Source organism: Achromobacter sp. PD1 (assembly GCF_048541815.1).
In the GTDB taxonomy this organism is placed as follows: Bacteria; Pseudomonadota; Gammaproteobacteria; order Burkholderiales; family Burkholderiaceae_B; genus Achromobacter; species Achromobacter bronchisepticus_A.
This window is the reverse complement of the sequence record NZ_CP183349.1, coordinates 4,974,784-4,994,544: the sequence shown is the minus strand read 5'-3', so window position 1 is coordinate 4,994,544 and position 19,761 is coordinate 4,974,784. Positions and strand designations below refer to the sequence as shown.

The window sequence follows — 19,761 nt, the reverse complement described above, 5'->3', positions numbered from 1 at the left end:
ACGGAATTACTTCTTGCTCTTGGCGGATTCGCGGTCGTAGGCAGCGCGGTTGAAACTTTCGCCGCCCGATTCGGCGACCTGGCGCACGATGGCCCAGTCCTTCTCGTAGGTCACCGGATAGAAGCGGTCGGCGCCGTCGAAGGCCTTGGACATTTCCGCGGGGAAGCGGTAGTCGTAGAAGCACTTGAGCATCTGGTCGCGGAACTTGGGCTCCAGGTCATGCGCGTAGGCGAACGACGAGGTCGGGAACTTCTCGCTCTTGTAGATCACGCGGAAGTCGGCTTCCTTGACCTGGCCGCGCTCGACCATGCGCTTGAACACGTCCGAGGCCACGGCCGCGGCGTCGTAGTCGCCGGAGTTCACGCCCATGACAGACTGGTCGTGCTTGCCGGAGAAGATGACCTTGTAGTCCTTGTCGGGGGTCAGGCCTTCCTTGGGGAACAGCGCCACCGGCGCCATGTGGCCAGAGTTCGAGGACGGCGCGGTGTGCGCGAGCTTCTTGCCCTTGAGGTCGGTCAGCTTCTGGTAGGGGCTGTCCTTCTTGACGATGACAATCAGGTTGTAGCCCTGGAAGCCGTCGGCATAGCCCTTGACCGCGAACGGCACTGCGCCCGCGATATTCACGGCGAAGGCGGTGGGGCCGGTCGAGAAGCCGCCCACGTGCAGGCGGCCCGAGCGCATGGCCTCGATTTCCGCGGCGTTGCTTTGCACCTGATAGAACACCACGCGCTTGCCCGTGCATTCGGACAGGTGCTTGGTGAAGGGCTTGAAGATGTCTTCGTAGACCGCCGGGTCTTCCACCGGGGTGTAGGTGAACACCAGGGTGGACGGGGTCTTCAGCTTGGCCGGATCGGTGGGCGTGTCGGCCACCAGGTCCTTGTTGGCGTCGCAGTACATCTGGTCCAGGTCGCCGCGGTTGGGGCAGGCGTCGGCGGCTTGCGCGGCGGACGCACCCAGGGCGAAGGCGGCCAGCGTAGCCGCTTGAAGCAGGCGCAGAGCTTGCATCTTGTGTCTCCTCTTTCTTTGTTTGTGTGACGTGTCACTTAATTCAACCTGAATTCAAACATGGAAGAGGAGGGGACGCACTCGGGAAAGTCCCTGTGTTTCTTTTCGGCTTTTGTTCGCTTTGTTCGATTTATGTTCGTTTTTGCGCGAATTTCATCCGGTCAACTCCGGTGCCCGAGCTTGCGCGAGATTTCCTGCGCGCAGGCCAGCAGCGGCCGGGCGATGGCGCCGTCCCATGCCACGTCGAACAGCCCGGTGGGACCCAGGCTGGTCAGGGCCAGGACGATGTTGCCGGTGTTGTCGAAAACCGGGACCGACAGCGCGTCCACGCCCGGCAGCGGGTTGCCCAGCGCGCGCGCCATGCCGTGCACGCGGATGTCCGCCAGCTGCGCCTCGATATTGGCGCGGGAGGCCTTGCGCGGGGGCGGCGTGCTGGCGATGACGGCGGTGTCGCCTTCCTCGCGCGCGATGTAGTGTTCGCTGACCTTGGGCGGCAGCCAGGCCGCGAACACCAGGCCGGTGGCCGTGTGCAGCATGGACATCACCGTGCCTTTGCGCATGTTTACGTGGACCGGGTAGCTGGCCTCGGTCATGTGGATCATGGTGGGGCCGTGCGAGCCGAGCACGGCAATGCCCAGGGTGTGGCCGATCTCCGATTGCAGCTTGGCGATCTCCGGCATGGCGACGCGCACCGGGTCCAGGCGTTGCAGGCTGACCAGCCCCATCTGCAGGGCGAAGGGGCCGAGCTCGTACTGGCCGGTGATGGCGTCCTGCTGCACCAGGCCGACCCGGATGAAGCTGACCAGGTAGGGGTGCGCCTTGGCCGAGGTCATGCCGGCGCCCGCGGCCAGGTCGCGCAGGGTCAGGGGCTTGCCGGCGTCGACCAGGGCGGCCAGCAGCGGCACGCCCACCTCGATCGACTGGATGCTGCGGCGGCCGTCGTTGGCGGCCGGGGAGGAAGCGGAAGGGGATGTCGCCACGGTGTGCGGACCTCAGGCCGGCTGTGCTTGGGTGGACCGCGCGGCGAGCAGCCGGTCGGCCATTTCGACGAAGCCCGCGCCGCCATGGTGGGCGGCGACGAAGGCGGGGCGGTGGGTCAGGCGGTGCAGTTGGGCCTGGATGTTGGCCACGCCGACCGAAATCGGAAAGTAGGCGAACATGGGCTCGTCGTTGGGCGAGTCGCCGATGAACAGGGTGCTGTCCAGGGCGCCGGCCACGTCCGCGCCGAACTCGCGCTGGAACATGGTGCGCGTCATGGTGAGCTTGTCGTAGTCGCCGAACCAGCCGTTGACGTGGATGGAGCTGACCTTGGCCTGGGCTCCGGCTTCCTCGAAGATCTGGACGATCCGGCTGATGGCGGAATCGGGCAGGGCGGGCACGTCCTCGCAGAAATCGATGGCCAGGTCGGCCACGCGGTAGTCCTGGTCGCTGGCCACGGCGGCGCCGGGCACTTCGGCCAGGACGCGGTCGCGGATGGCGTCCAGCTTCCTGCGGCTGGCCTGGCGCGAGGCGGCGTCGGTCCAGTAGTGGGTGGTCATGCGGCGGGCCTGGCGGTCGTAGGCGTAATAGAAGGCGCCGTTTTCGCCGACCACGGCGCGCACCGGCCACATGCGGGCGATGTGGTCGCACCAGCCGGCCGGGCGGCCGGTGATGGGCACGACCTGGATGCCGGCCTGTTCCAGGCGTTCCAGCGCCGCATAGGCGTCCGCCGGCAGGCGGCCTTCGGTGGTCAGCGTGTCGTCGATGTCGGTCAGCACGACGCGGACGGCCGCCGCGACGGTCAAAGGCATGGCCGCAAGGGCTTGCATGTGGGGTTTCCTTGGCTCGGTTTTTAAGGGGTGGTCTCCGGGCGAAAGTTTACCGGACACCCCCGGCTGGCGGGGCTGGCAGGGCCGGATAGGGGTTCCGCCTCCAGGAGCGGTAAAATCCGGGCTTTCCCGCCTGGTTTACGTGCCCGCCATGTCCGTCCAGTTGTCCCCTTTGCCCGGCTCCGAGCCGGAATCCTTCGGCATCGCTACGGTTGCCGAGATCATCGCCGAGCTGCGCGCCGGCCGCATCGTCATCCTGGTTGACGAGGAAGACCGTGAAAACGAGGGCGACCTGGTCATGGCCGCCGAATTCGTCACGCCCGAAGCGATCAACTTCATGGTGACGCACGGCCGCGGCCTGGTCTGCCTGACCTTGACCGAAGAGCGCTGCCGCCAGCTCGATCTGCCCCTGATGGCGGCCCGCAACGGGACGCGCTACGGCACCAACTTCACCCAGTCGATCGAGGCCGCCGAAGGCGTCGAGACCGGCATTTCGGCCGCTGACCGCGCCCGCACCATCCAGGTGGCGGTGGCGCGCGATGCCAAGCCGGCTGACCTGGTCCAGCCCGGCCACATCTTCCCGGTGCGCGCCGTGCCCGGCGGCGTGCTGGTGCGCGCCGGCCACACCGAGGCGGGCTGCGACCTGACCGCCATGGCCGGCCTGACGCCCGCCGCCGTGATCTGCGAAATCCTCAAGCCCGACGGCACCATGGCCCGCCTGCCGGACCTGGTGCAGTTCGCCCGCGAACACGGCCTGAAGATCGGCACCATCGCCGACCTGATCCAGTACCGCAGCGAACACGAATCCATCGTCAAGCGGGTGGGCAAGCGCACGATGCAGACCGCCTGGGGCGAATTCGAGGCCGTGGCCTATGAAGACGCCGCCACCGGCTCCGCCCATTTGGCGCTGGTGCATGGTAACGTGACTCCCGACGCCGAGACGCTGGTGCGCGTGCACGAGCCGGCCTCCGTGCTGGACGTGCTGGACACTGGCGCCAGCCCGCATAGCTGGGGCGTGGCGCAGGCCTTGCAGGCCATCGCGGCCGCACCCGCCGGGGTGCTGGTGCTGATGAACTGCCAGTCGTCCACGGAACACCTGTTTGGTCAGATCGCTGGCTGGAACGATCCGAAGGCCCAGGCCAACCCCGGCAATGCCGACCGCTACGGCCTGCGTACCTACGGGATTGGCGCCCAGATTCTGCGTGACCTGCACGTGGGCCAGATGAAGCTGCTGGCCCGCCCGCGCAAGATGCCCAGCATGGCGGGCTTCTCGCTCACCATTACGGGTTACGATTGCGACCCTCCGAATACTCCCGCAACACACTGAAGGCCGACCTATGAACCCTTACATCCTTACCCCCGACCTGAACGGCGAAGGGCTGCACATCGGCATCGTACGCGCCCGCTTCAACGAGGAAATCGGCCAGGCCGAACTCGAAGCGTGCCTGAAGGAACTGGCCGAACTGGGCGTGGACGAGCGCGACGTCATGGTCGCCACCGTTCCGGGCGCCCTGGAACTGGGCGTGGCCCTGTCCCACATGGCCGAAACGTTTGAATTCGACGCCCTGATCGCGCTGGGCGCGGTCATCCGCGGCGAGACCTATCACTTTGAAGTGGTCAGCAATGAAATGGCCACGGCAATCACCCGTATTTCCCTGGAAACCGGCATCCCCGTCGCCAACGGCGTGCTGACCGTCGATACCGACGAGCAGGCGCAGGCGCGCGCGGCCGGCAAGGGCCGCGATTGCGCCCAGGTGGCCGTTGAAATGGCCAACCTGGTGGCGGCCCTGGAGCCCGAGGAAGAAGACGAAGACGACGAAGACGAGGACGAAGATTTTGACGACGAAGAAGACGACGACCAGCGCTGATAGCGCGGCGCAGGCCCGCGCCAACGCGCGCAGCGCGCGCCGCCGTGCACGCGAATTCGCCCTGCAGGGCGTGTACGCGTGGCTGCTGCGCGGCGGCGAGGGCACGCAGGACGCCGGCGAGATCGACGCCCATCTGCGCGACACCGAGGATTTTTCCGAGGCCGACGCGCAGTGGTTCAAGACCTTGCTGCATGGCGTGCTGCGCGAAGCGCCCGCGCTGCGCCAGCGTTTCACGCCCTACGTCGACCGTCCGTTGGCCGAACTGTCGCCTGTCGAGCATGGCATCCTGCTGATCGGCAGCTTCGAACTGATCCATCATGTCGAAGTGCCGTACAAGGTCGCCATCAATGAAGCTGTCGAACTGGCCAAATCGTTCGGCGGCACCGACGGTTTCAAGTTCGTCAACGGCGTGCTCGACAAGCTGGCGGCCGACGTGCGCGCCCACGAAGTCAATAAGAGGTAATTCCCCCCCCCCCCGAAGCGCTGCGCGCTTCCCCCCCAGGGGGGCGCCGCTGCGGACCGGCGGAGCCGGATCCGCGCGGCCCGGATTGGGGGGGCACCTGTTTCTTGCCGCGAGGTCTTGCCGCGCGAGGAGTGGGTTGGGGTTTCTTCCGAGTTGCGGGGCGCGCCGCATGATTTGTGGGGGCGGCAAGCCCCCGTGGGTTTCAATGCCGGCCTGCCGTGCCGGACTGCGGAGTTGCCTTGGCGTCCGAATTTGATTTGATCGCGCGCTATTTCACCCGCGCGGCTCCTGCCGGCCTGCTGGGCGTGGGCGATGATTGCGCCCTGTTTCCGGTCCCTCCCGGCGAACAGGTGGCCACCAGCACGGACCTGCTGCTGGAAGGCCGCCATTTCTTTCCCGATGTCGATCCGAAGTCGCTGGGGCACAAGGCCCTGGCGGTGAACCTGTCCGACCTGGCCGCCATGGGCGCGCGCCCCATCGGTTGCGTGCTGGGCCTGGCCTTGCCGCGGCTGGACGAGCCCTGGCTGGCGGCGTTCGCCGAAGGCTTCCACGCGCTGGCCGCCGCCCATGGCTGCCCGCTGATCGGCGGCGACACGACGCGCAGCGCGCATGACCTTGCCATCAGCGTCACCGTGTTCGGCGGCGTGCCTGCCGGGCGGGCATTGCGCCGGGATGGCGCCCAGGCTGGCGACGACATCTGGGTATCCGGAGAGCTGGGGGCGGCCGACGTGGCCTACCGCCTGCTGGACGGGCAGTATCCTGCCGATGCGGCGCTGCTCGCGGCGACGCGCGGCGCGCTGGAATGGCCTGAGCCTCAGGTAGCGCTGGGCCTGGCCTTGCGTGGCATCGCCCACGCCGCCATCGACATTTCCGACGGACTGCTGCAGGACCTGGGCCATATCCTGGCTGCCAGCCGCGTGGGCGCCACGCTGCATTACGCCGCAATGCCCGTGTCACCCGCCCTGACTGGCCTGCAAGAAGCGCCGCTGCGCCGCGCGGTGCTGGGTGGCGGCGACGTCTACCAGCTATGCTTTACCGCGCCCGCCTCCCGGCGCGAGGCCGTGCTTGCGGCGGCGGCTGCGGCCGGCGCGCGCGTGACGCGCGTGGGGCAGATCCAGGCGCAGCCGGGCCTGTCCGTGCTGGACGGCCAGGGCCAGCCCCTGAACGACCTGCCGGCCGGTTTCGATCATTTTCCCGCGGCCTGATCCGCCGCGTCCCAACCCGCATACCCATGCCGTCCACCGACAACCGTCCTACCTCCATGCGCGACCGCGCCCGGACTGCCTACCCGCCCTTGTCCTGGGTCTGCCGCGATCCGGGCCGGCTCATCGCGTTCGGCTTCGGCAGCGGCCTGATCCGGCCGGCCTCCGGCACCTGGGGCACGCTGCTGGCCTGGGCAATCTGGGTCGCCGCGGCACCCGCCGCGTCGGACTGGGCGATCGGCGCATTCCTGGCGCTGGCATTTTTATACGGCTGCTGGGCCTGCCATCGCGTCGGCCGTGAACTCCAGCAGTCGGATCATGTCGGAATGGTCTGGGACGAGATGGTGGCGTTCTGGCTCGTGCTCTGGCTGACGCCCGCGGGCTGGTTGCCGCAGGCGCTGGCGTTCGTGCTGTTCCGCACGTTCGACATCGTCAAGCCGCCTCCCATCAAGTTCTTCGACGCCCACATCAAGGGCGGTTTCGGCGTGATGTGGGACGATATCGTGGCGGCCGGATATGCCCTGCTGATCATGGCGCTGGTCGTGCGCACAGGAGTCTTGGGATGAACGGACAACAAGAAAGCACCCGGCCCAATCTGTCGGCCGAACAGCTGGCGCAAGCCACCTCGCTGGCGCTGGCCGAACGGCTGGGCGAAACGCTGCGGCGCAAGGGTTGGATGCTGGGCACGGCGGAATCCTGCACCGGCGGCCTGTTGGCCGGGGCGATGACGGCGGTGGCCGGTTCCAGCGACTGGTTCGAGCGCGGCTTCGTGACCTACAGCAACGAAGCCAAGGTTGCTGAACTGGACGTGTCGCCCGATGCCTTGCATCACTTTGGCGCCGTCAGCGAACCGGTGGCGCTGGAGATGGCCAACGGCGTGCTGCTGGCGTCCCCCGCCGCGCATGTGGCGGTGTCCACGACCGGCATCGCCGGGCCGGGCGGCGCGACGCCGGGCAAGCCGGTGGGCATGGTGTGCTTTGGCTTTGCGCAGCGTTCGGGCGAAGGCATCAGCAGCCGCGCCGTCACACACGTGTTCCCGGGCGACCGCGCGCAAGTGCGCCAGGCGGCGGTGGACTACGCGCTGCGCGGGCTGCTGGAATTGTTGGGAGCGCCGGTCAACCGGCGCTGAAGGACTGGGCTTGCGCGGTTGGGGGCGCGAGGCCCCCGTGCCGGATCAGCGCACCGCGTTGATCGCGTCGCGCAGGCCCTTGGCCGCCGTGCCGGCGGCCTCGCGCCAGTCGTCGCCGCCGCTGGCGTAGATGATGGCGCGGGACGAGTTGATCATCATGCCGCTGCGGGCCGCGTTGGCGCCCGCGTTCACGGTGGCGGTGATGTCGCCGCCCTGGGCGCCGATGCCCGGCACCAGCAGGGGCACCGCGTCGCCGATGCGTGCGCGCACCGCGGCCAGCTCATTCGGGAAGGTCGCGCCCACCACCAGGCCGCACTGGCCGTTGGCATTCCATTTGTCGGCGACCAGGCCCGCGACGTGCAGGTACAGCGGCTCGCCATTGTCCATCTTCAGGAATTGCAGGTCCGAACCGCCGGGGTTGGAGGTGCGGCACAGCACGATCACGCCACGGTCGCGCCACGCCAGATAGGGCTCGACCGAGTCCAGGCCCATGTAGGGGCTGACCGTCAGCGCGTGCGCCTGGTAGCGCTCGTAGGCTTCGCGGGCGTAGTTTTCGGCGGTGGAGCCGATGTCGCCGCGCTTGGCGTCCAGCACGATGGGCAGGTCGGGATGCTTTTCGCGGATGTGCTGGCACAGCGCTTCCAGCTGGTCTTCGGCGCGGTGCGCGGCGAAGTAGGCGATCTGCGGCTTGAAGCTGCAGGCATAGGGCGCGGTGGCGTCCACGATGTCGCGGCAGAACTGGAAGATGGCGTCCGGCTTGTCCTGCAGTTCGCGGGGGAAGCGCTGCGGATCGGGATCCAGCCCGACTTGCAGGAGCGAGTTGCTGGTGGTCCAGGCGTGTTCGAGTTTTTGCAGGAAATTCATGGGAGTTCAGTGCAGTTTGACCCGCGGGCGCGTGCGCCGCATGAGCAGGCGGGCCAGGGCAAGGGAGGCGGTACGCGAGATGCCGAGCACCGCTTTGTGGTGCATCAGGTGCAGGCTCATGTACATCAGGCGTGCCAGTGTACCGCTTACGAACAGTCCTCGTCCGGCGAGCTTGCCCATCAGGCTGCCGACGCCGGCGTCCTGGCCCAGCGACACCAGCGAACCGTGGTCCTCGTAGACGTAGGGCGCGGTGGGCTCGGGCGTATGGCGCAGGCGCGCGGTGAGCTTCTTGGCCAGGTAGTCCGCCTGCTGATGCGCGGCCTGGGCGCGGGCCGGCACGCTGCGGCCGTCGCGCCACGGCGCGGCGCAGCAGTCGCCCAGCGCCAGGATGTGCGGATCGGCGGTTTCCAGCCGTTCATTGACTTCCAGTTGGCCCACCTTGTTCAGCGGCAGGTCCAGGTCGGCCAACAGGGCCGGGCCCTGGATGCCCGCCGCCCACATGCATAGCTGGGCCGGGAATTCGCGGCCGTCGGCCGTCTTGACGCTGTCGGCGGTGACTTCCGAGACCCGGCAGGACGCTTCCACCCGGATGCCCAGTTCCGTCAGGCGGTTGGTGGCCGCGACCGAGATTTTCTCGGGCAGGGCCGACAGGATGCGCGGGGCGCCTTCCACGAGGGTGATGGCCAGATCGCGTTCGGCGCGGAAATTCGGCAGGCCGTAGGCGCTGACCACGTGGCTGGCCTCGACCAGCTCCACCGCCAGCTCGACGCCCGTGGCGCCGCCGCCCACGATCACCAGATCCAGCCGGGCCGAAGGATTGCGCACCTTGGCCTGGTCCACCAGGGCCATGGCCTTGAGCATGGTCAGGCGGAACTGCTCCGCGTTCTCGGTGGAGTCCAGCGTGACCGCGTGTTCCGCCGCGCCAGGGGTATTGAAGAAATTGGACGTGCTGCCCAGGGCCAGCACCAGCGTGTCGTAGGCCAGTTCGCGGCGCGGCAGGACTTCCTGGCCTTGCGCGTCGTTCACGGCGTCCACCGTGATCCGGCGCTGCTCGCGGTCTATGTGTTCGAGGCGGCCCTGCGCGAACGAAAACCCGTTCATGTGGGCCAGCATCAGATAGGACAGGCCTTCCTGGTGGATGTCCAGCGTGCCGGCGGCCGCTTCGTGCAGCGAAGGCTTCCAGATATGGAAGGGGCGGCTGTCGACCAGCGTGATGTGCTGCCGGCCATGCACGCGGCCCAGCTTGGCTGCCAATTCCAGGCCGCCGGCGCCGCCGCCGACGATGACAATGCGCTCAGAGGAGTCGGGCGTCGATCTAGGCATCATGGCTTCCAGTATAAATAGCGGCGCATCTCCCAGGAGATGACTAGCCGTGTCAATGCATGACGAATCGGCTGATGGCCACGCCGACCCAGACCGTGCCGGCGAAGATCAGCAGCAACATCACGGCGGCGCTGCCCAGGTCCTTGGCCCGCCCCAGGAGCGGGTGCGATTCGACGGAAAGCGCGTCGGCCAGCGCCTCGATGGCGGAGTTCAGCAGCTCCGCCGCCAGCACCATGATCACCGTGCCCACCAGGAAAAACACTTCAACCGTGGTGCGGCCGAGGAAGAACGCGGCCGGGATCATCAGGACGGCCAGCGCCAGCTCCTGGCGGAAAGCCGCCTCGTACTTGATGGCCGCCTGCAGGCCCTGCAGGGAGTAGCGCAGCGCATTCAGGATGCGGCGCAGGCCGCCGGTGCTCTTGTAGGGCGAATGATGCGGATTCTGTGACATGGGTACGGAAAATGGGCTGGGTGTGGCGGCTTTTTAACAGATATGCATTGCCCGCGAAGCCATCGCGCGCATCTTTGGGCAAACCCTAATTGTGACGCATCCGGGACCGGCGCAAGATTTGGTCAATTGGTAAGGCCACTTTACCTTTTGGCCTGACTTGTCCACCGGTACACCCGCAGTCCATGCCCATCCAGACCATCGAACCCCGCCGCCTGTATCGCCAGATCGCCGACCAGCTTCGCCTGCTGATCGAGTCGGGTGAGTTTCCGGCCGGCGCGCGCTTGCCGCCCGAGCGCGATCTCGCGCTCAAGCTCGGCGTATCGCGCCCTTCGGTGCGCGAGGCGCTGATCGCGCTGGAGGTCGAAGGCTGGGTGGAAGTCCGCATGGGTTCGGGCGTCTATGTGCAAAGCCTGGCGGGCGGGCCGCGCGCCAGCCTGACCGCCGAAAGCCCGCTGGAAACCATACGCGCCCGCCAGGTGATCGAAGGTGAACTGGCCGCACAGGCCGCGTTGCGCAATACGCCCGCTCTGGTGGACGGGTTGGCCGAAGCCGTCGGCACCATGGAAGACGAGGCGCTGGCCGGCAATGTGCCGATCCGCGGAGACCGGCTGTTCCATCTGCGTGTCGCCGAAATGGCGAACAACGCCGTGCTGGTGCGCGTGGTGAGCGAACTGTTCGACGAGCGCCACAATCCGCTGTCCGTGAAGTTGGGCGACTATTTCGAGAATCCTTCCAGCTGGGAGGCCGCCATCGCCGAACATCGCAAGGTGATCGACGCCATCCGCGCCGGCGACGACCGCGGCGCGCGCGCCGCCATGCACCACCATCTGGCCTGCTCGCATGACCGCCTTACCGCAAGCTGGCCCGGCGCGGACGCGTCCGGCCTGCCGTTGGACAGCCGGGAGCAGGCGGAACCATGAGCGCCTTACGGCCGTCCGCAATGCCAAGGAGCAAGTCGTCATGACGCTGGCCTGTCGCATCCACGGGGCGCGCGATTTGCGCCTGGAACCGGACGAAGTCGCGCCCTTGGCGCCGCACGAAGTGGAGCTGAGGCTGGGCGCAGCCGGCATCTGCGGATCCGACCTGCACTATTTCCTGCATGGCCGCGTGGGCGCCTTCGTCATCCGCGAACCCTTGATTCCCGGCCATGAGGCATCCGGGGTGGTGCTGCGCACGGGCGATGCCGTGAAGTCGGTAGCGCCGGGCATGAAGGTCGCCATCAATCCTTCCCACCCTTGCGGGGGCTGCGATTACTGCCGTGCCGGCCGCGACAATCTGTGCCGCAGCATGCGCTTTCTCGGCAGCGCCAGCATCTATCCGCACGTGCAAGGCATGTTCCGCGAGCGCTTCGTGATGGGCGAACGCCAACTCACGCCGGTGCCGGAAGCGGACGTCACGCTGGGCGAGATCGCCTGTGCCGAGCCGCTGTCCATCGGACTGCATGGCGTCAACCGGGCCGGTCCGATGATGGGCAAGCGCGTGCTGGTCACGGGTGGCGGCACCATAGGCTGCATGACCGTGCTCGCCGCCAGGCTGGCGGGCGCGGCCCACGTGACGGTGGCGGACGTGGCCGACCGGCCGCTGGACATGGCCCGTCAGGTCGGCGCCGACGAGGCCGTACGCAGCGACCAGCTCGCGCCCGCCGACCTGGCCGATATCGCCGACATCAGCATCGAGGCCGCCGGCAGCCCTGCGGCGCTGGCGACCTGCCTGACGGCGACGCGGCGCGGCGGCCGCATTGTGCAAGTGGGAACGCTGCCCGCCGAGGGCATCGCGTTTCCGGCCAACAACATCATGGCGCGGGAGCTCGACTACGTCGGCGCGTTCCGCGCGGGCGTGGAGTTCGATTGGGCCGTCTCCTATCTGCGTACGCGCAAGGTGGACGTGCGGCCCCTGATGAGCGCGCAGTTGCCGTTGTCGCAGGCGGTCGAGGCCTTCGAGCTGGCGGCGGATCGCAGTCGCAGTACCAAGGTGCAACTTGTAGTTGAAGCGTGACCCGCTGGCGGCTCACCATGGGCCGCCACGCCGGGCATTCAAAAAACAACGAGGAGACGACATGAACCTAGGCAACGCCGTCAAGGCGCTGGTCGCCGCCCTGGCGCTCGCCGCCAGCGGCAGCGCAATGGCGCAGACCAAGCTCAAGTGGGCCCACGTGTACGAAACATCCGAACCCTTCCATACCGCCTCCGTCTGGGCGGCGCAGGAAATCGGCAAGCGCACCAACGGCCGCTACCAGATCGACGTATACCCGGCCTCGCAGCTGGGCAAGGAAAACGACATCAACCAGGGCCTGACCCTGGGCACGGTGGACATGATCATCTCGGGCTCCAGCTTCGCGGCCAAGAGCTTTCCCCGCATCGGCGTCACCTACTATCCCTACATCTTCCGCAATCCCGAGCACCTGATCGCCTACACCAAGAGCGATATCTACAAGGAACTCACGCGCGGCTACGACGAGAAAAGCGGCAACCACATCGTCGCCACCACCTACTACGGCACGCGCCAGACCACGTCCAACCGGCCCTTCACCAAGTGTTCCGAAATGAAAGGCCTGAAGATCCGCGTGCCTGACGTGGCCGCCTATCTGGCCATGCCGCGCGCCTGCGGCGCCAATACCGCGCCGATCGCCTTCGCCGAGGTCTACCTGGCTTTGCAGAACGGGACCGTGGAGGCGCAGGAGAACCCGCTCACCACCATCGAGGCCAAGAAGTTCTACGAAGTGCAGAAGAACATCATCCTCACGGGCCATATCGTCGATCACCTGAACACGGTGATCTCGGGCAAGCTGTGGAAGAGCCTGTCCGACGAGGACAAGAAGATCTTCGCCGAAGTGGCGCAGCAGGCGGCCGAGAAGGCTTCCGCCGAGGTCGCCGAAAGCGAGAAGAAAATGGTCGAAGTGTTCCGCAAGCGCGGCCTGAACGTGGCGGAGGTGAACGTCCAGGACTTCCGCGACACCGTGCTGGAGAAAGTGCCGTTCAAGCAGTACGGCTACGAAAAATCGGATTGGGAACGGATCCAGGCCGTGAAGTAAGCGCGCCCGGGGCCGCCCGGGCGGCCCCGCATCGACCCGTCCGATTCCGCACAAGGGGAACGCCATGCATTCCGATGCCAAGGCCGCCGTGATGGCGGCCGCCAGCAGCAACCCTGTCCATCCCGCGGGGCACCAGCCGCCCGCCACGGCGCAGGAGATCGTCCAGAGTTTCGAGGAAGCCGACCGCCACGAGGTCAGCCTGGCGGGCTACCAGCCCGAGGACTGGATCTGCCTGGGCATATTCTGGGTCATGGCGCTGCTGGTCTTCCTGCAGTTCTTTTCGCGCTATGTGCTTAACGACTCCTACGCCTGGACCGAGGAACTGGCCGTCTATTGCCTGATCGGCGTAGTGTTCATCGGCTCGTCCATGTGCGTGCGCGCCTGCCGCCACATCCAGGTGGACTTCCTGTACCGCTACCTGCCGCGCCCCGTCGGCCGCGCGCTGGCTACCATCATCGACCTGCTGCGCACGGCGTTCTTCGGCTATGCCGTGTGGCTCACCTACCGCTACATCGTACTGGTGGGCGACGAGCCCATGACCACGCTGTTCTGGAACAAGGCCTATGTCTACTGGATGGCGCTGGCGGGATTCGTCCTGATGTTCCTGCGCTCGGTGCAGGTGTCCGTCTGCAACTGGCGCCAGGGCTACTCCATCCTGGAAAACCCCGCGGCCTACGAGTCGCAGGACTAGCCGGGGCAGCCCCGGAATCCGACAACGACAACCGGAAGCGAGACATGGGCATACTGATCGGAACCTTTCTGCTGTTGATGATCTTCGGCCTGCCGGTGGCGGTGGCCATGGCGGGCGCATCGCTGCTGTTCGTGCTGATTTCGGGCAGCGTGCCCGACGTGGTGGTGGCGCAGCGCATGATCGCGGGGGTGGAGTCCTTTCCTCTGCTGGCCGTGCCGTTCTTCATCCTCGCCGGCAACCTGATGAACATCGCCGGCATTACCGGCCGCATCTACAACTTCGCCGTGGCGCTGGTGGGCTGGATGCGCGGCGGCCTGGGGCAGGTGAACATCATCGGTTCGGTGGTGTTCGCGGGCATGTCGGGCACCGCCATCGCCGACGCCGCGGGCCTGGGCACCATCGAAATCAAGGCCATGAAGGACCATGGCTACGAGACCGAGTTCGCGGTGGGCGTGACGGCTGCCTCGGCCACGCTGGGGCCCATCATCCCGCCGTCGCTGCCCTTCGTCATCTACGGCATGATGGCCAACGTGTCGATCGGCTCGCTGTTCCTGGCCGGCCTGATCCCCGGCGCGGTCCTGACCGTGCTGATGATGCTGACCGTGGCCTATTACGCGCGCCGCAACAACTGGGGCGGCGATGTGTCCTTCGACTGGAAGCGGCTGGGCGCCGCCGGGCTGGAAGTCGGCATCGTGCTGGCCTTCCCGCTGGCGATCTGGCTGATGACCGAGGCCGGCGTGTCGGCCAACCTGGCCGCAGGCATCGCCTTTGCCGTGCTGCTGGCGCTGGACTGGCGCTACAACTTCTCGGCGGTGATGGCGCTGATGGCCCCCGTCATCCTGATCGGCGGCATGACGCTGGGCTGGTTCACGCCCACCGAGGCCGCCGTTGCTGCGGTGATCTGGGCGCTGTTCCTGGGCTTGGTGCGCTATCGCTCCATGACCTTGCGGACCCTGGCCAAAGCGACTTTCGACACCATCGAGACCACGGCCTCGGTGCTGTTCATCGTCACCGCCGCCTCGGTGTTCGCGTGGCTGCTGACCACCACCCAGGCGGCCCAGGCGCTGACCGACGGCATTCTCAGCGTGACGCAGAACAAGTGGGTGTTCCTGCTGATGGCCAACGTCCTGATCCTGATCGTGGGCTGCTTCATCGACACCATTGCCGCCATCACCATCCTGGTGCCGATCCTGCTGCCCATCGTGCTCAAGCTGGGCATCGATCCGATCCATTTCGGCCTGATCATGACGCTGAACCTGATGATCGGCCTGCTGCATCCGCCCATGGGCATGGTGCTGTTCGTGCTGGCGCGCGTGTCCAAGCTGTCGGTGGAACGGACCACGGTTGCGATCCTGCCGTGGCTGGTGCCGCTGTTCGTGGCGCTGATCGCCATTACCTATATCCCTCAGATCACGCTCTGGCTGCCCGGCGTCATGGGCATGGCCAAGTAAAAAGGAAGACGTCATGACTGGAAGGCTGCAAGGCAAGACCGCCATCGTCACCGCCGCAGGGCAAGGCATCGGCCGCGCCGTGGCCGAGGCCTACGTCCGCGAAGGCGCCGACGTGCTGGCGCTGGACATCAACGGCGGCGCGCTGGAGACGCTGGCGGGATGCCGGCGCCGCACGCTGGACGTGACCGACGCCGCCGCCATCGGCGCGCTGGCCGCCGAGGCCGGACCGGTGGACGTGCTGTTCAACGGCGCCGGTTTCGTGCATGCCGGGACCATCCTGGACTGCGACGAAAAAGCCTGGGACTTCTCGTTCGAACTGAACGTGAAATCCATGTACCGCATGATCCGCGCCTGCCTGCCCGGCATGCTGGCGCGTGGCGGCGGCTCCATCGTCAACATGGCCTCGGTGGCGTCCAGCATCAAGGGTGCGCCCAACCGCTGCGTCTATGGCGCCACCAAGGCGGCGGTGATCGGGCTGACCAAGTCCGTGGCGGCGGATTACGTCGGGCAGGGCATACGCTGCAACGCCATCTGCCCGGGCACGGTGGAATCGCCTTCGCTGCGCCAGCGCATCGAAGCGCAGGCCAGCGCCGGCGGGCAGACGCTGGCCGCGGTGGAGGCCGCTTTCGTCGCCCGCCAACCCATGGGCCGCATCGGCAGCGCGGAGGAAATCGCCCTGCTGGCGGTGTACCTTGCCAGCGACGAGTCCGCCTTCACCACCGGCACGGCCCAGGTCATCGACGGCGGCTGGTCCAACTGAACATTCACTACACATGAGGAACATGCGATGAAACTGTTGCGCTATGGTGCGAAGGGCGCGGAGAAGCCCGGAATGCTGGACGCCCGCGGGCAGGTGCGGGACCTGTCGGCGGTCCTGCCGGACATAGGCGCCGCCACGCTCACGCGCGCGGGCCTTGCGCCGCTGCGCGCGCTGGACCCGGCCAGCCTGCCGCTGGTGGATCGCCCGGGCCGCCTGGCGCCGCCCTGGAGCGGCATGGGCAAGTTCATCTGCATCGGCCTGAACTACGCCGACCACGCAGCGGAGTCGGGCCTGCCAGTGCCGGCCGAGCCCGTGGTGTTCATGAAACCGACCTCGGCCGTGGTCGGCTGCAACGATCCGGTGGTGCTGCCGCAAGAGTCCGTCAAGACCGACTGGGAAGTGGAACTGGGCGTGGTGATCGGCGAGCGGGCCCGCTACGTCAGCGAGGCAGACGCCATGAACCACGTGGCCGGCTATTGCGTGGTGAATGACGTGTCCGAACGTGAATACCAGATCGAGCGCGGCGGCACCTGGGACAAGGGCAAGGGCTGCGACACCTTCGGCCCGGTCGGCCCGTGGCTGGTCACCGCCGACGAGATCGCCGACCCGCAGGCGTTGGACATGTGGCTGGACGTCAACGGCAAACGCTATCAGAACGGCAGCACGCGCACCATGGTGTTCGGCGTGGCGCAGCTGGTGTCCTACGTCAGCCGCTTCATGACCCTGTACCCGGGCGACTTGATCAGCACCGGCACGCCGCCGGGCGTGGGCATGGGCCAGAAACCGGCGCCCGTGTACTTGAAGGCCGGCGACGAGATGCGACTGGGCATTGCCGGCCTGGGCGAGCAGCGGCAGCGCGTGCACGCCTGGGACCCTGCGCTGATCGACGGCTAGCGGCGCGAGAACGCCAGGAGGCATTCATGTCTGAAACCGATACCGCGGTCATACGCATCCACCCGGCGGACAATGTGGTGATCGCCAGACGCCAGCTGGCCGGCGGCACGCGCCTGGCCGGCGAAGACGTCGTCGTGCGCGGCCTGGTGCCGCCAGGGCACAAGGTGGCGACTTGCGCCATCGCCGCAGGCGAGCCGGTGCGGCGCTACAACCAGATCATCGGCGTGGCGCGCTGCGACATCGCGCCTGGCGCGCATGTCCATACGCATAACCTGGAGTTCTCCGACTTCGAGCGCGATTACGCCGTGGGCGCCGACGCGCGCGCCACCGACTACGTCGACGCGCCCGCGCAGTTCGACGGCATCGTGCGCGCCGACGGTCGCGTTGCCACGCGCAACTACATCGGCATCCTCACCAGCGTGAACTGTTCGGCTACCGCCGCGCGCGCCATTGCCGACCATTTCCGCCGCGACATCCATCCGGAAGCGCTGGCCGCCTATCCCAACGTGGACGGGGTGGTGGCGCTGACGCATGGCGCCGGCTGCGCCACGGGCAGCGAGGGCGAGCCCCTGCGCCTTTTGCGCCGCACGCTGGGCGGCTACGCCAGGCATCCCAATTTCGCGGGCCTGCTGGTGCTGGGCCTGGGTTGCGAAACCAACCAGATCGGCGGCCTGATGGAGCAGGAAGGACTGCGCGAGAGCGGCTTGCTGCATACCTTCAACATCCAGGAGACCGGCGGCACGCGCAAGACCGTGGAGCATGGCATCGAACTGGTGCGTGCCATGCTGGCGCAGGCCGACCGCGTCCAGCGCCAGCCCGTGCCTGCAAGCCTGCTGACCGTGGGCCTGCAATGCGGCGGGTCCGACGGCTATTCGGGCATCAGCGCCAACCCGGCGCTGGGCGCCGCGGTGGACCTGCTGGTACGCCATGGCGGCAGCGCCATCCTGTCGGAGACGCCGGAGATCTACGGCGGCGAGCACCTGCTGACCCGGCGCGCCGCCACGCCCGAAGTCGCGGCCAAGCTGCTCGCCAGGCTGCGCTGGTGGGAGGAGTACTGCGCCCGCAACGACGCGGAAATGGACAACAACCCCTCGGCCGGCAACAAGGCGGGCGGGCTGACCACCATCCTGGAAAAGTCCCTGGGCGCCATCGCCAAGAGCGGCACGACCCGCCTGGCCGACGTGTATGAATACGCCGAAACCGTGCGCGCGCGCGGGCTGGTGTTCATGGATACGCCGGGCTACGACCCGGTGTCCGCCACCGGCCAGGTTGCGGGCGGCGCCAACCTGATCTGCTTCACCACCGGCCGCGGCTCGGCCTATGGCTGTGCGCCCGCGCCGTCCTTGAAGCTGTCGACCAACACGGCGCTGTGGCAGCGGCAGTCCGACGATATCGACATCAATTGCGGCGAAGTGGTTGACGGCGCGCAAAGCGTGGCCGGGATGGGTGAGCGCATATTCCGTCTGATGCTGGAAACGGCCTCGGGCCGGCGCACGCGCAGCGAGGAACATGGCTACGGCCAGAACGAGTTCGTGCCCTGGCAACTGGGCGCGGTGATGTAGGCGCCCGGCGCCGTCCGGGAGTTTCCAGCATTCCACGGGACCATCCATGAAGATTACCCAAGCGCGTGTCATCGTTTGCAGCCCCGGCCGCAACTTCGTCACCTTGAAGATCGAAACCGATGAAGGCCTGTACGGCATCGGCGATGCCACGCTCAACGGCCGCGAACTGGCCGTGGCGGCCTACCTGACCGAGCACGTGATTCCCTGCCTGATCGGCCGCGATCCGCAGCAGATCGAGGATATCTGGCAGTACCTGTACCGCGGCGCATATTGGCGGCGCGGTCCGGTCACCATGTCCGCCATCGCTGCCGTGGACACGGCCTTGTGGGACATAAAGGCCAAGGCCGCCAACATGCCGCTGTACCAGCTGCTGGGCGGCAAGAGCCGCTCGGGCGTCATGGTCTACGGCCACGCCAATGGCCGCGACATCGACGAAACCGTGGACGAGGTGCTGCGCTACCGCGAAATGGGCTACCTGGCCATCCGCGCGCAAAGCGGGGTGCCGGGCCTGAACTCGGTCTACGGGGTGGGGCGCGGCCGCATGTTCTACGAACCCGCCGACGGCTCGCTGCCGTCAGAACATGACTGGTCCACGGAAAAATACCTGGACCACGCGCCGCGCCTGTTCCAGCGGGTGCGCGATGCGGTGGGCTGGGACACCCACCTGCTGCATGATGTGCATCACCGGCTCACGCCCATTGAGGCCGGCCGCCTGGGCAAGTCGCTGGAGCCTTACCGCCTGTTCTGGATGGAGGACGCAACGCCCGCGGAAAACCAGGAAGCCTTCCGCCTTATCCGCCAGCACACGGTCACGCCGATCGCGGTGGGCGAAGTCTTCAACACCATCTGGGATTGCAAGGACCTGATCGAGAACCAGCTGATCGACTACATCCGCGCCACGGTGGTGCATGCGGGCGGCATCACGCATCTGCGCCGCATCGCCGATCTGGCCGCGCTCTATCAGGTGCGGACCGGCTGCCATGGCGCCACCGACCTGTCGCCGGCCTGCATGGGCGCGGCGCTGCACTTCGACCTGTGGGTGCCGAATTTCGGCATCCAGGAGTACATGCGGCACACGGACGAAACGGACGCGGTGTTTCCCCATGCTTACAGCTTCAACCAAGGCATGCTATACCCTGGCGACGCGCCGGGCCATGGTGTCGACATCGACGAAAAGCTCGCCGCCAGATATCCCTACCAACGCGCCTACCTGCCGGTCAACCGGCAGGCGCATGATGGCGCACTATGGCACTGGTAAT

The 19,761-nt window shown here is 67.2% G+C and carries 21 protein-coding genes; 15 read left to right on the top strand and 6 right to left on the bottom strand.

The features are described from left to right. Window positions 1-6 precede the first annotated feature (6 nt). The 3 genes from phnD to ACM1PE_RS23565 all read right to left on the bottom strand — a co-directional run bounded on the left by phnD (window position 7) and on the right by ACM1PE_RS23565 (window position 2,813). Complete coding sequence (gene phnD / locus ACM1PE_RS23575; RefSeq protein ID WP_059371363.1) at window positions 7-1,005, bottom strand: phosphate/phosphite/phosphonate ABC transporter substrate-binding protein; 999 nt, start codon at window positions 1,003-1,005, stop codon at window positions 7-9. 161 nt (window positions 1,006-1,166) lie between these two features. After that, the gene (locus tag ACM1PE_RS23570; RefSeq protein ID WP_059371364.1) at window positions 1,167-1,985 is read right to left on the bottom strand and encodes an IclR family transcriptional regulator; all 819 of its coding nucleotides are present in this window, start codon (window positions 1,983-1,985) and stop codon (window positions 1,167-1,169) included. Between the two features lie 12 nt (window positions 1,986-1,997). Further along, window positions 1,998-2,813, bottom strand: coding sequence for an HAD-IIB family hydrolase (locus tag ACM1PE_RS23565; protein ID WP_059371365.1), 816 nt, complete (start codon window positions 2,811-2,813; stop codon window positions 1,998-2,000). Window positions 2,814-2,964: 151 nt separating this feature from the next. Here ACM1PE_RS23565 and ribBA point away from each other — a divergent pair, with 151 nt between their 5' ends. The 6 genes from ribBA to ACM1PE_RS23535 all read left to right on the top strand — a co-directional run bounded on the left by ribBA (window position 2,965) and on the right by ACM1PE_RS23535 (window position 7,475). Next, window positions 2,965-4,140: a bifunctional 3,4-dihydroxy-2-butanone-4-phosphate synthase/GTP cyclohydrolase II gene (gene ribBA, locus ACM1PE_RS23560; protein WP_118931430.1), complete on the top strand. Its 1,176-nt coding sequence runs from the start codon at window positions 2,965-2,967 to the stop codon at window positions 4,138-4,140. A 10-nt stretch (window positions 4,141-4,150) separates the two neighbouring features. Next, the gene (gene ribH / locus ACM1PE_RS23555) at window positions 4,151-4,681 is read left to right on the top strand and encodes a 6,7-dimethyl-8-ribityllumazine synthase (RefSeq protein WP_006391339.1); all 531 of its coding nucleotides are present in this window, start codon (window positions 4,151-4,153) and stop codon (window positions 4,679-4,681) included. Then, the gene (nusB, locus tag ACM1PE_RS23550) at window positions 4,650-5,144 is read left to right on the top strand and encodes a transcription antitermination factor NusB (protein WP_059371366.1); all 495 of its coding nucleotides are present in this window, start codon (window positions 4,650-4,652) and stop codon (window positions 5,142-5,144) included. The genes ribH and nusB overlap by 32 nt, the downstream gene beginning before the upstream one ends. A 239-nt stretch (window positions 5,145-5,383) precedes the next feature. After that, window positions 5,384-6,349, top strand: a complete 966-nt coding sequence (gene thiL, locus ACM1PE_RS23545; RefSeq protein WP_118931354.1) for a thiamine-phosphate kinase — start codon at window positions 5,384-5,386, stop codon at window positions 6,347-6,349. 56 nt (window positions 6,350-6,405) lie between these two features. Beyond that, a complete protein-coding gene (locus ACM1PE_RS23540; protein WP_059371493.1) occupies window positions 6,406-6,912 on the top strand; it encodes a phosphatidylglycerophosphatase A in 507 nt (168 codons plus the stop codon). Continuing rightward, window positions 6,909-7,475 (top strand): CinA family protein, encoded by a 567-nt coding sequence (locus ACM1PE_RS23535; RefSeq protein WP_059371368.1) that lies wholly within the window; start codon window positions 6,909-6,911, stop codon window positions 7,473-7,475. The genes ACM1PE_RS23540 and ACM1PE_RS23535 overlap by 4 nt, the downstream gene beginning before the upstream one ends. 45 nt (window positions 7,476-7,520) lie before the next feature. Here the strand turns inward: ACM1PE_RS23535 and pyrF are convergent, their stop codons facing one another. From pyrF to ACM1PE_RS23520, 3 genes are read right to left on the bottom strand one after another with little or no spacing between them, the layout of a single operon-like run. Next, complete coding sequence (gene pyrF, locus ACM1PE_RS23530) at window positions 7,521-8,339, bottom strand: orotidine-5'-phosphate decarboxylase (protein WP_054451925.1); 819 nt, start codon at window positions 8,337-8,339, stop codon at window positions 7,521-7,523. A 6-nt stretch (window positions 8,340-8,345) separates the two neighbouring features. Then, window positions 8,346-9,665, bottom strand: coding sequence for an NAD(P)/FAD-dependent oxidoreductase (locus ACM1PE_RS23525; protein ID WP_118931353.1), 1,320 nt, complete (start codon window positions 9,663-9,665; stop codon window positions 8,346-8,348). Window positions 9,666-9,714: 49 nt separating this feature from the next. After that, a complete protein-coding gene (locus ACM1PE_RS23520) occupies window positions 9,715-10,113 on the bottom strand; it encodes a diacylglycerol kinase (protein WP_054451923.1) in 399 nt (132 codons plus the stop codon). 182 nt (window positions 10,114-10,295) lie between these two features. On the opposite strand from ACM1PE_RS23520, the gene ACM1PE_RS23515 reads away from it, so the two are divergent. The 9 genes from ACM1PE_RS23515 (at window position 10,296) to manD (ending at window position 19,760) form a co-directional block, all read left to right on the top strand. Beyond that, on the top strand, window positions 10,296-11,033 hold the full coding sequence (locus ACM1PE_RS23515) for a FadR/GntR family transcriptional regulator (protein WP_059371370.1): 738 nt from the start codon (window positions 10,296-10,298) through the stop codon (window positions 11,031-11,033). A gap of 40 nt (window positions 11,034-11,073) precedes the next feature. Further along, the gene (locus ACM1PE_RS23510; RefSeq protein WP_306635548.1) at window positions 11,074-12,108 is read left to right on the top strand and encodes an L-idonate 5-dehydrogenase; all 1,035 of its coding nucleotides are present in this window, start codon (window positions 11,074-11,076) and stop codon (window positions 12,106-12,108) included. Window positions 12,109-12,169: 61 nt separating this feature from the next. Beyond that, window positions 12,170-13,144 carry a sialic acid TRAP transporter substrate-binding protein SiaP gene (locus tag ACM1PE_RS23505; protein WP_059371372.1) on the top strand — a complete coding sequence of 325 codons (975 nt, stop codon included), beginning with the start codon at window positions 12,170-12,172 and terminating at the stop codon, window positions 13,142-13,144. A gap of 64 nt (window positions 13,145-13,208) precedes the next feature. After that, on the top strand, window positions 13,209-13,835 hold the full coding sequence (locus ACM1PE_RS23500) for a TRAP transporter small permease (RefSeq protein WP_205736580.1): 627 nt from the start codon (window positions 13,209-13,211) through the stop codon (window positions 13,833-13,835). A gap of 44 nt (window positions 13,836-13,879) precedes the next feature. Further along, window positions 13,880-15,286, top strand: coding sequence for a TRAP transporter large permease (locus ACM1PE_RS23495; RefSeq protein ID WP_059371373.1), 1,407 nt, complete (start codon window positions 13,880-13,882; stop codon window positions 15,284-15,286). A gap of 13 nt (window positions 15,287-15,299) precedes the next feature. Further along, window positions 15,300-16,046 carry an SDR family oxidoreductase gene (locus ACM1PE_RS23490; RefSeq protein ID WP_306635550.1) on the top strand — a complete coding sequence of 249 codons (747 nt, stop codon included), beginning with the start codon at window positions 15,300-15,302 and terminating at the stop codon, window positions 16,044-16,046. A gap of 27 nt (window positions 16,047-16,073) precedes the next feature. Beyond that, window positions 16,074-16,940, top strand: a complete 867-nt coding sequence (locus tag ACM1PE_RS23485; protein WP_419341124.1) for a fumarylacetoacetate hydrolase family protein — start codon at window positions 16,074-16,076, stop codon at window positions 16,938-16,940. A gap of 26 nt (window positions 16,941-16,966) precedes the next feature. Continuing rightward, entirely contained in the window at window positions 16,967-18,502 is a 1,536-nt protein-coding gene (locus ACM1PE_RS23480) for a UxaA family hydrolase (RefSeq protein ID WP_118931348.1), read from the top strand. A 46-nt stretch (window positions 18,503-18,548) separates the two neighbouring features. Then, window positions 18,549-19,760, top strand: coding sequence for a D-mannonate dehydratase ManD (gene manD / locus ACM1PE_RS23475; protein ID WP_059371377.1), 1,212 nt, complete (start codon window positions 18,549-18,551; stop codon window positions 19,758-19,760). The last annotated feature ends 1 nt before the right edge of the window (window position 19,761 follow it).

Bases quoted from the DNA above. Each gene is read 5' to 3' on its own strand.
- ACM1PE_RS23535 (WP_059371368.1), top strand. From the start codon at position 6,909: ATGAACGGACAACAAGAAAGCACCCGGCCCAATCTGTCGGCCGAACAG.
- ACM1PE_RS23520 (WP_054451923.1), bottom strand. From the start codon at position 10,113: ATGTCACAGAATCCGCATCATTCGCCCTACAAGAGCACCGGCGGCCTG.
- ACM1PE_RS23500 (WP_205736580.1), top strand. From the start codon at position 13,209: ATGCATTCCGATGCCAAGGCCGCCGTGATGGCGGCCGCCAGCAGCAAC.
- ACM1PE_RS23525 (WP_118931353.1), bottom strand. From the start codon at position 9,665: ATGATGCCTAGATCGACGCCCGACTCCTCTGAGCGCATTGTCATCGTC.
- ribH (WP_006391339.1), top strand. From the start codon at position 4,151: ATGAACCCTTACATCCTTACCCCCGACCTGAACGGCGAAGGGCTGCAC.
- ACM1PE_RS23495 (WP_059371373.1), top strand. From the start codon at position 13,880: ATGGGCATACTGATCGGAACCTTTCTGCTGTTGATGATCTTCGGCCTG.
- ACM1PE_RS23510 (WP_306635548.1), top strand. From the start codon at position 11,074: ATGACGCTGGCCTGTCGCATCCACGGGGCGCGCGATTTGCGCCTGGAA.
- ACM1PE_RS23505 (WP_059371372.1), top strand. From the start codon at position 12,170: ATGAACCTAGGCAACGCCGTCAAGGCGCTGGTCGCCGCCCTGGCGCTC.
- ACM1PE_RS23485 (WP_419341124.1), top strand. From the start codon at position 16,074: ATGAAACTGTTGCGCTATGGTGCGAAGGGCGCGGAGAAGCCCGGAATG.
- phnD (WP_059371363.1), bottom strand. From the start codon at position 1,005: ATGCAAGCTCTGCGCCTGCTTCAAGCGGCTACGCTGGCCGCCTTCGCC.
- manD (WP_059371377.1), top strand. From the start codon at position 18,549: ATGAAGATTACCCAAGCGCGTGTCATCGTTTGCAGCCCCGGCCGCAAC.
- pyrF (WP_054451925.1), bottom strand. From the start codon at position 8,339: ATGAATTTCCTGCAAAAACTCGAACACGCCTGGACCACCAGCAACTCG.
- ACM1PE_RS23515 (WP_059371370.1), top strand. From the start codon at position 10,296: ATGCCCATCCAGACCATCGAACCCCGCCGCCTGTATCGCCAGATCGCC.
- ACM1PE_RS23565 (WP_059371365.1), bottom strand. From the start codon at position 2,813: ATGCAAGCCCTTGCGGCCATGCCTTTGACCGTCGCGGCGGCCGTCCGC.
- ACM1PE_RS23480 (WP_118931348.1), top strand. From the start codon at position 16,967: ATGTCTGAAACCGATACCGCGGTCATACGCATCCACCCGGCGGACAAT.
- ribBA (WP_118931430.1), top strand. From the start codon at position 2,965: ATGTCCGTCCAGTTGTCCCCTTTGCCCGGCTCCGAGCCGGAATCCTTC.
- ACM1PE_RS23490 (WP_306635550.1), top strand. From the start codon at position 15,300: ATGACTGGAAGGCTGCAAGGCAAGACCGCCATCGTCACCGCCGCAGGG.
- ACM1PE_RS23540 (WP_059371493.1), top strand. From the start codon at position 6,406: ATGCGCGACCGCGCCCGGACTGCCTACCCGCCCTTGTCCTGGGTCTGC.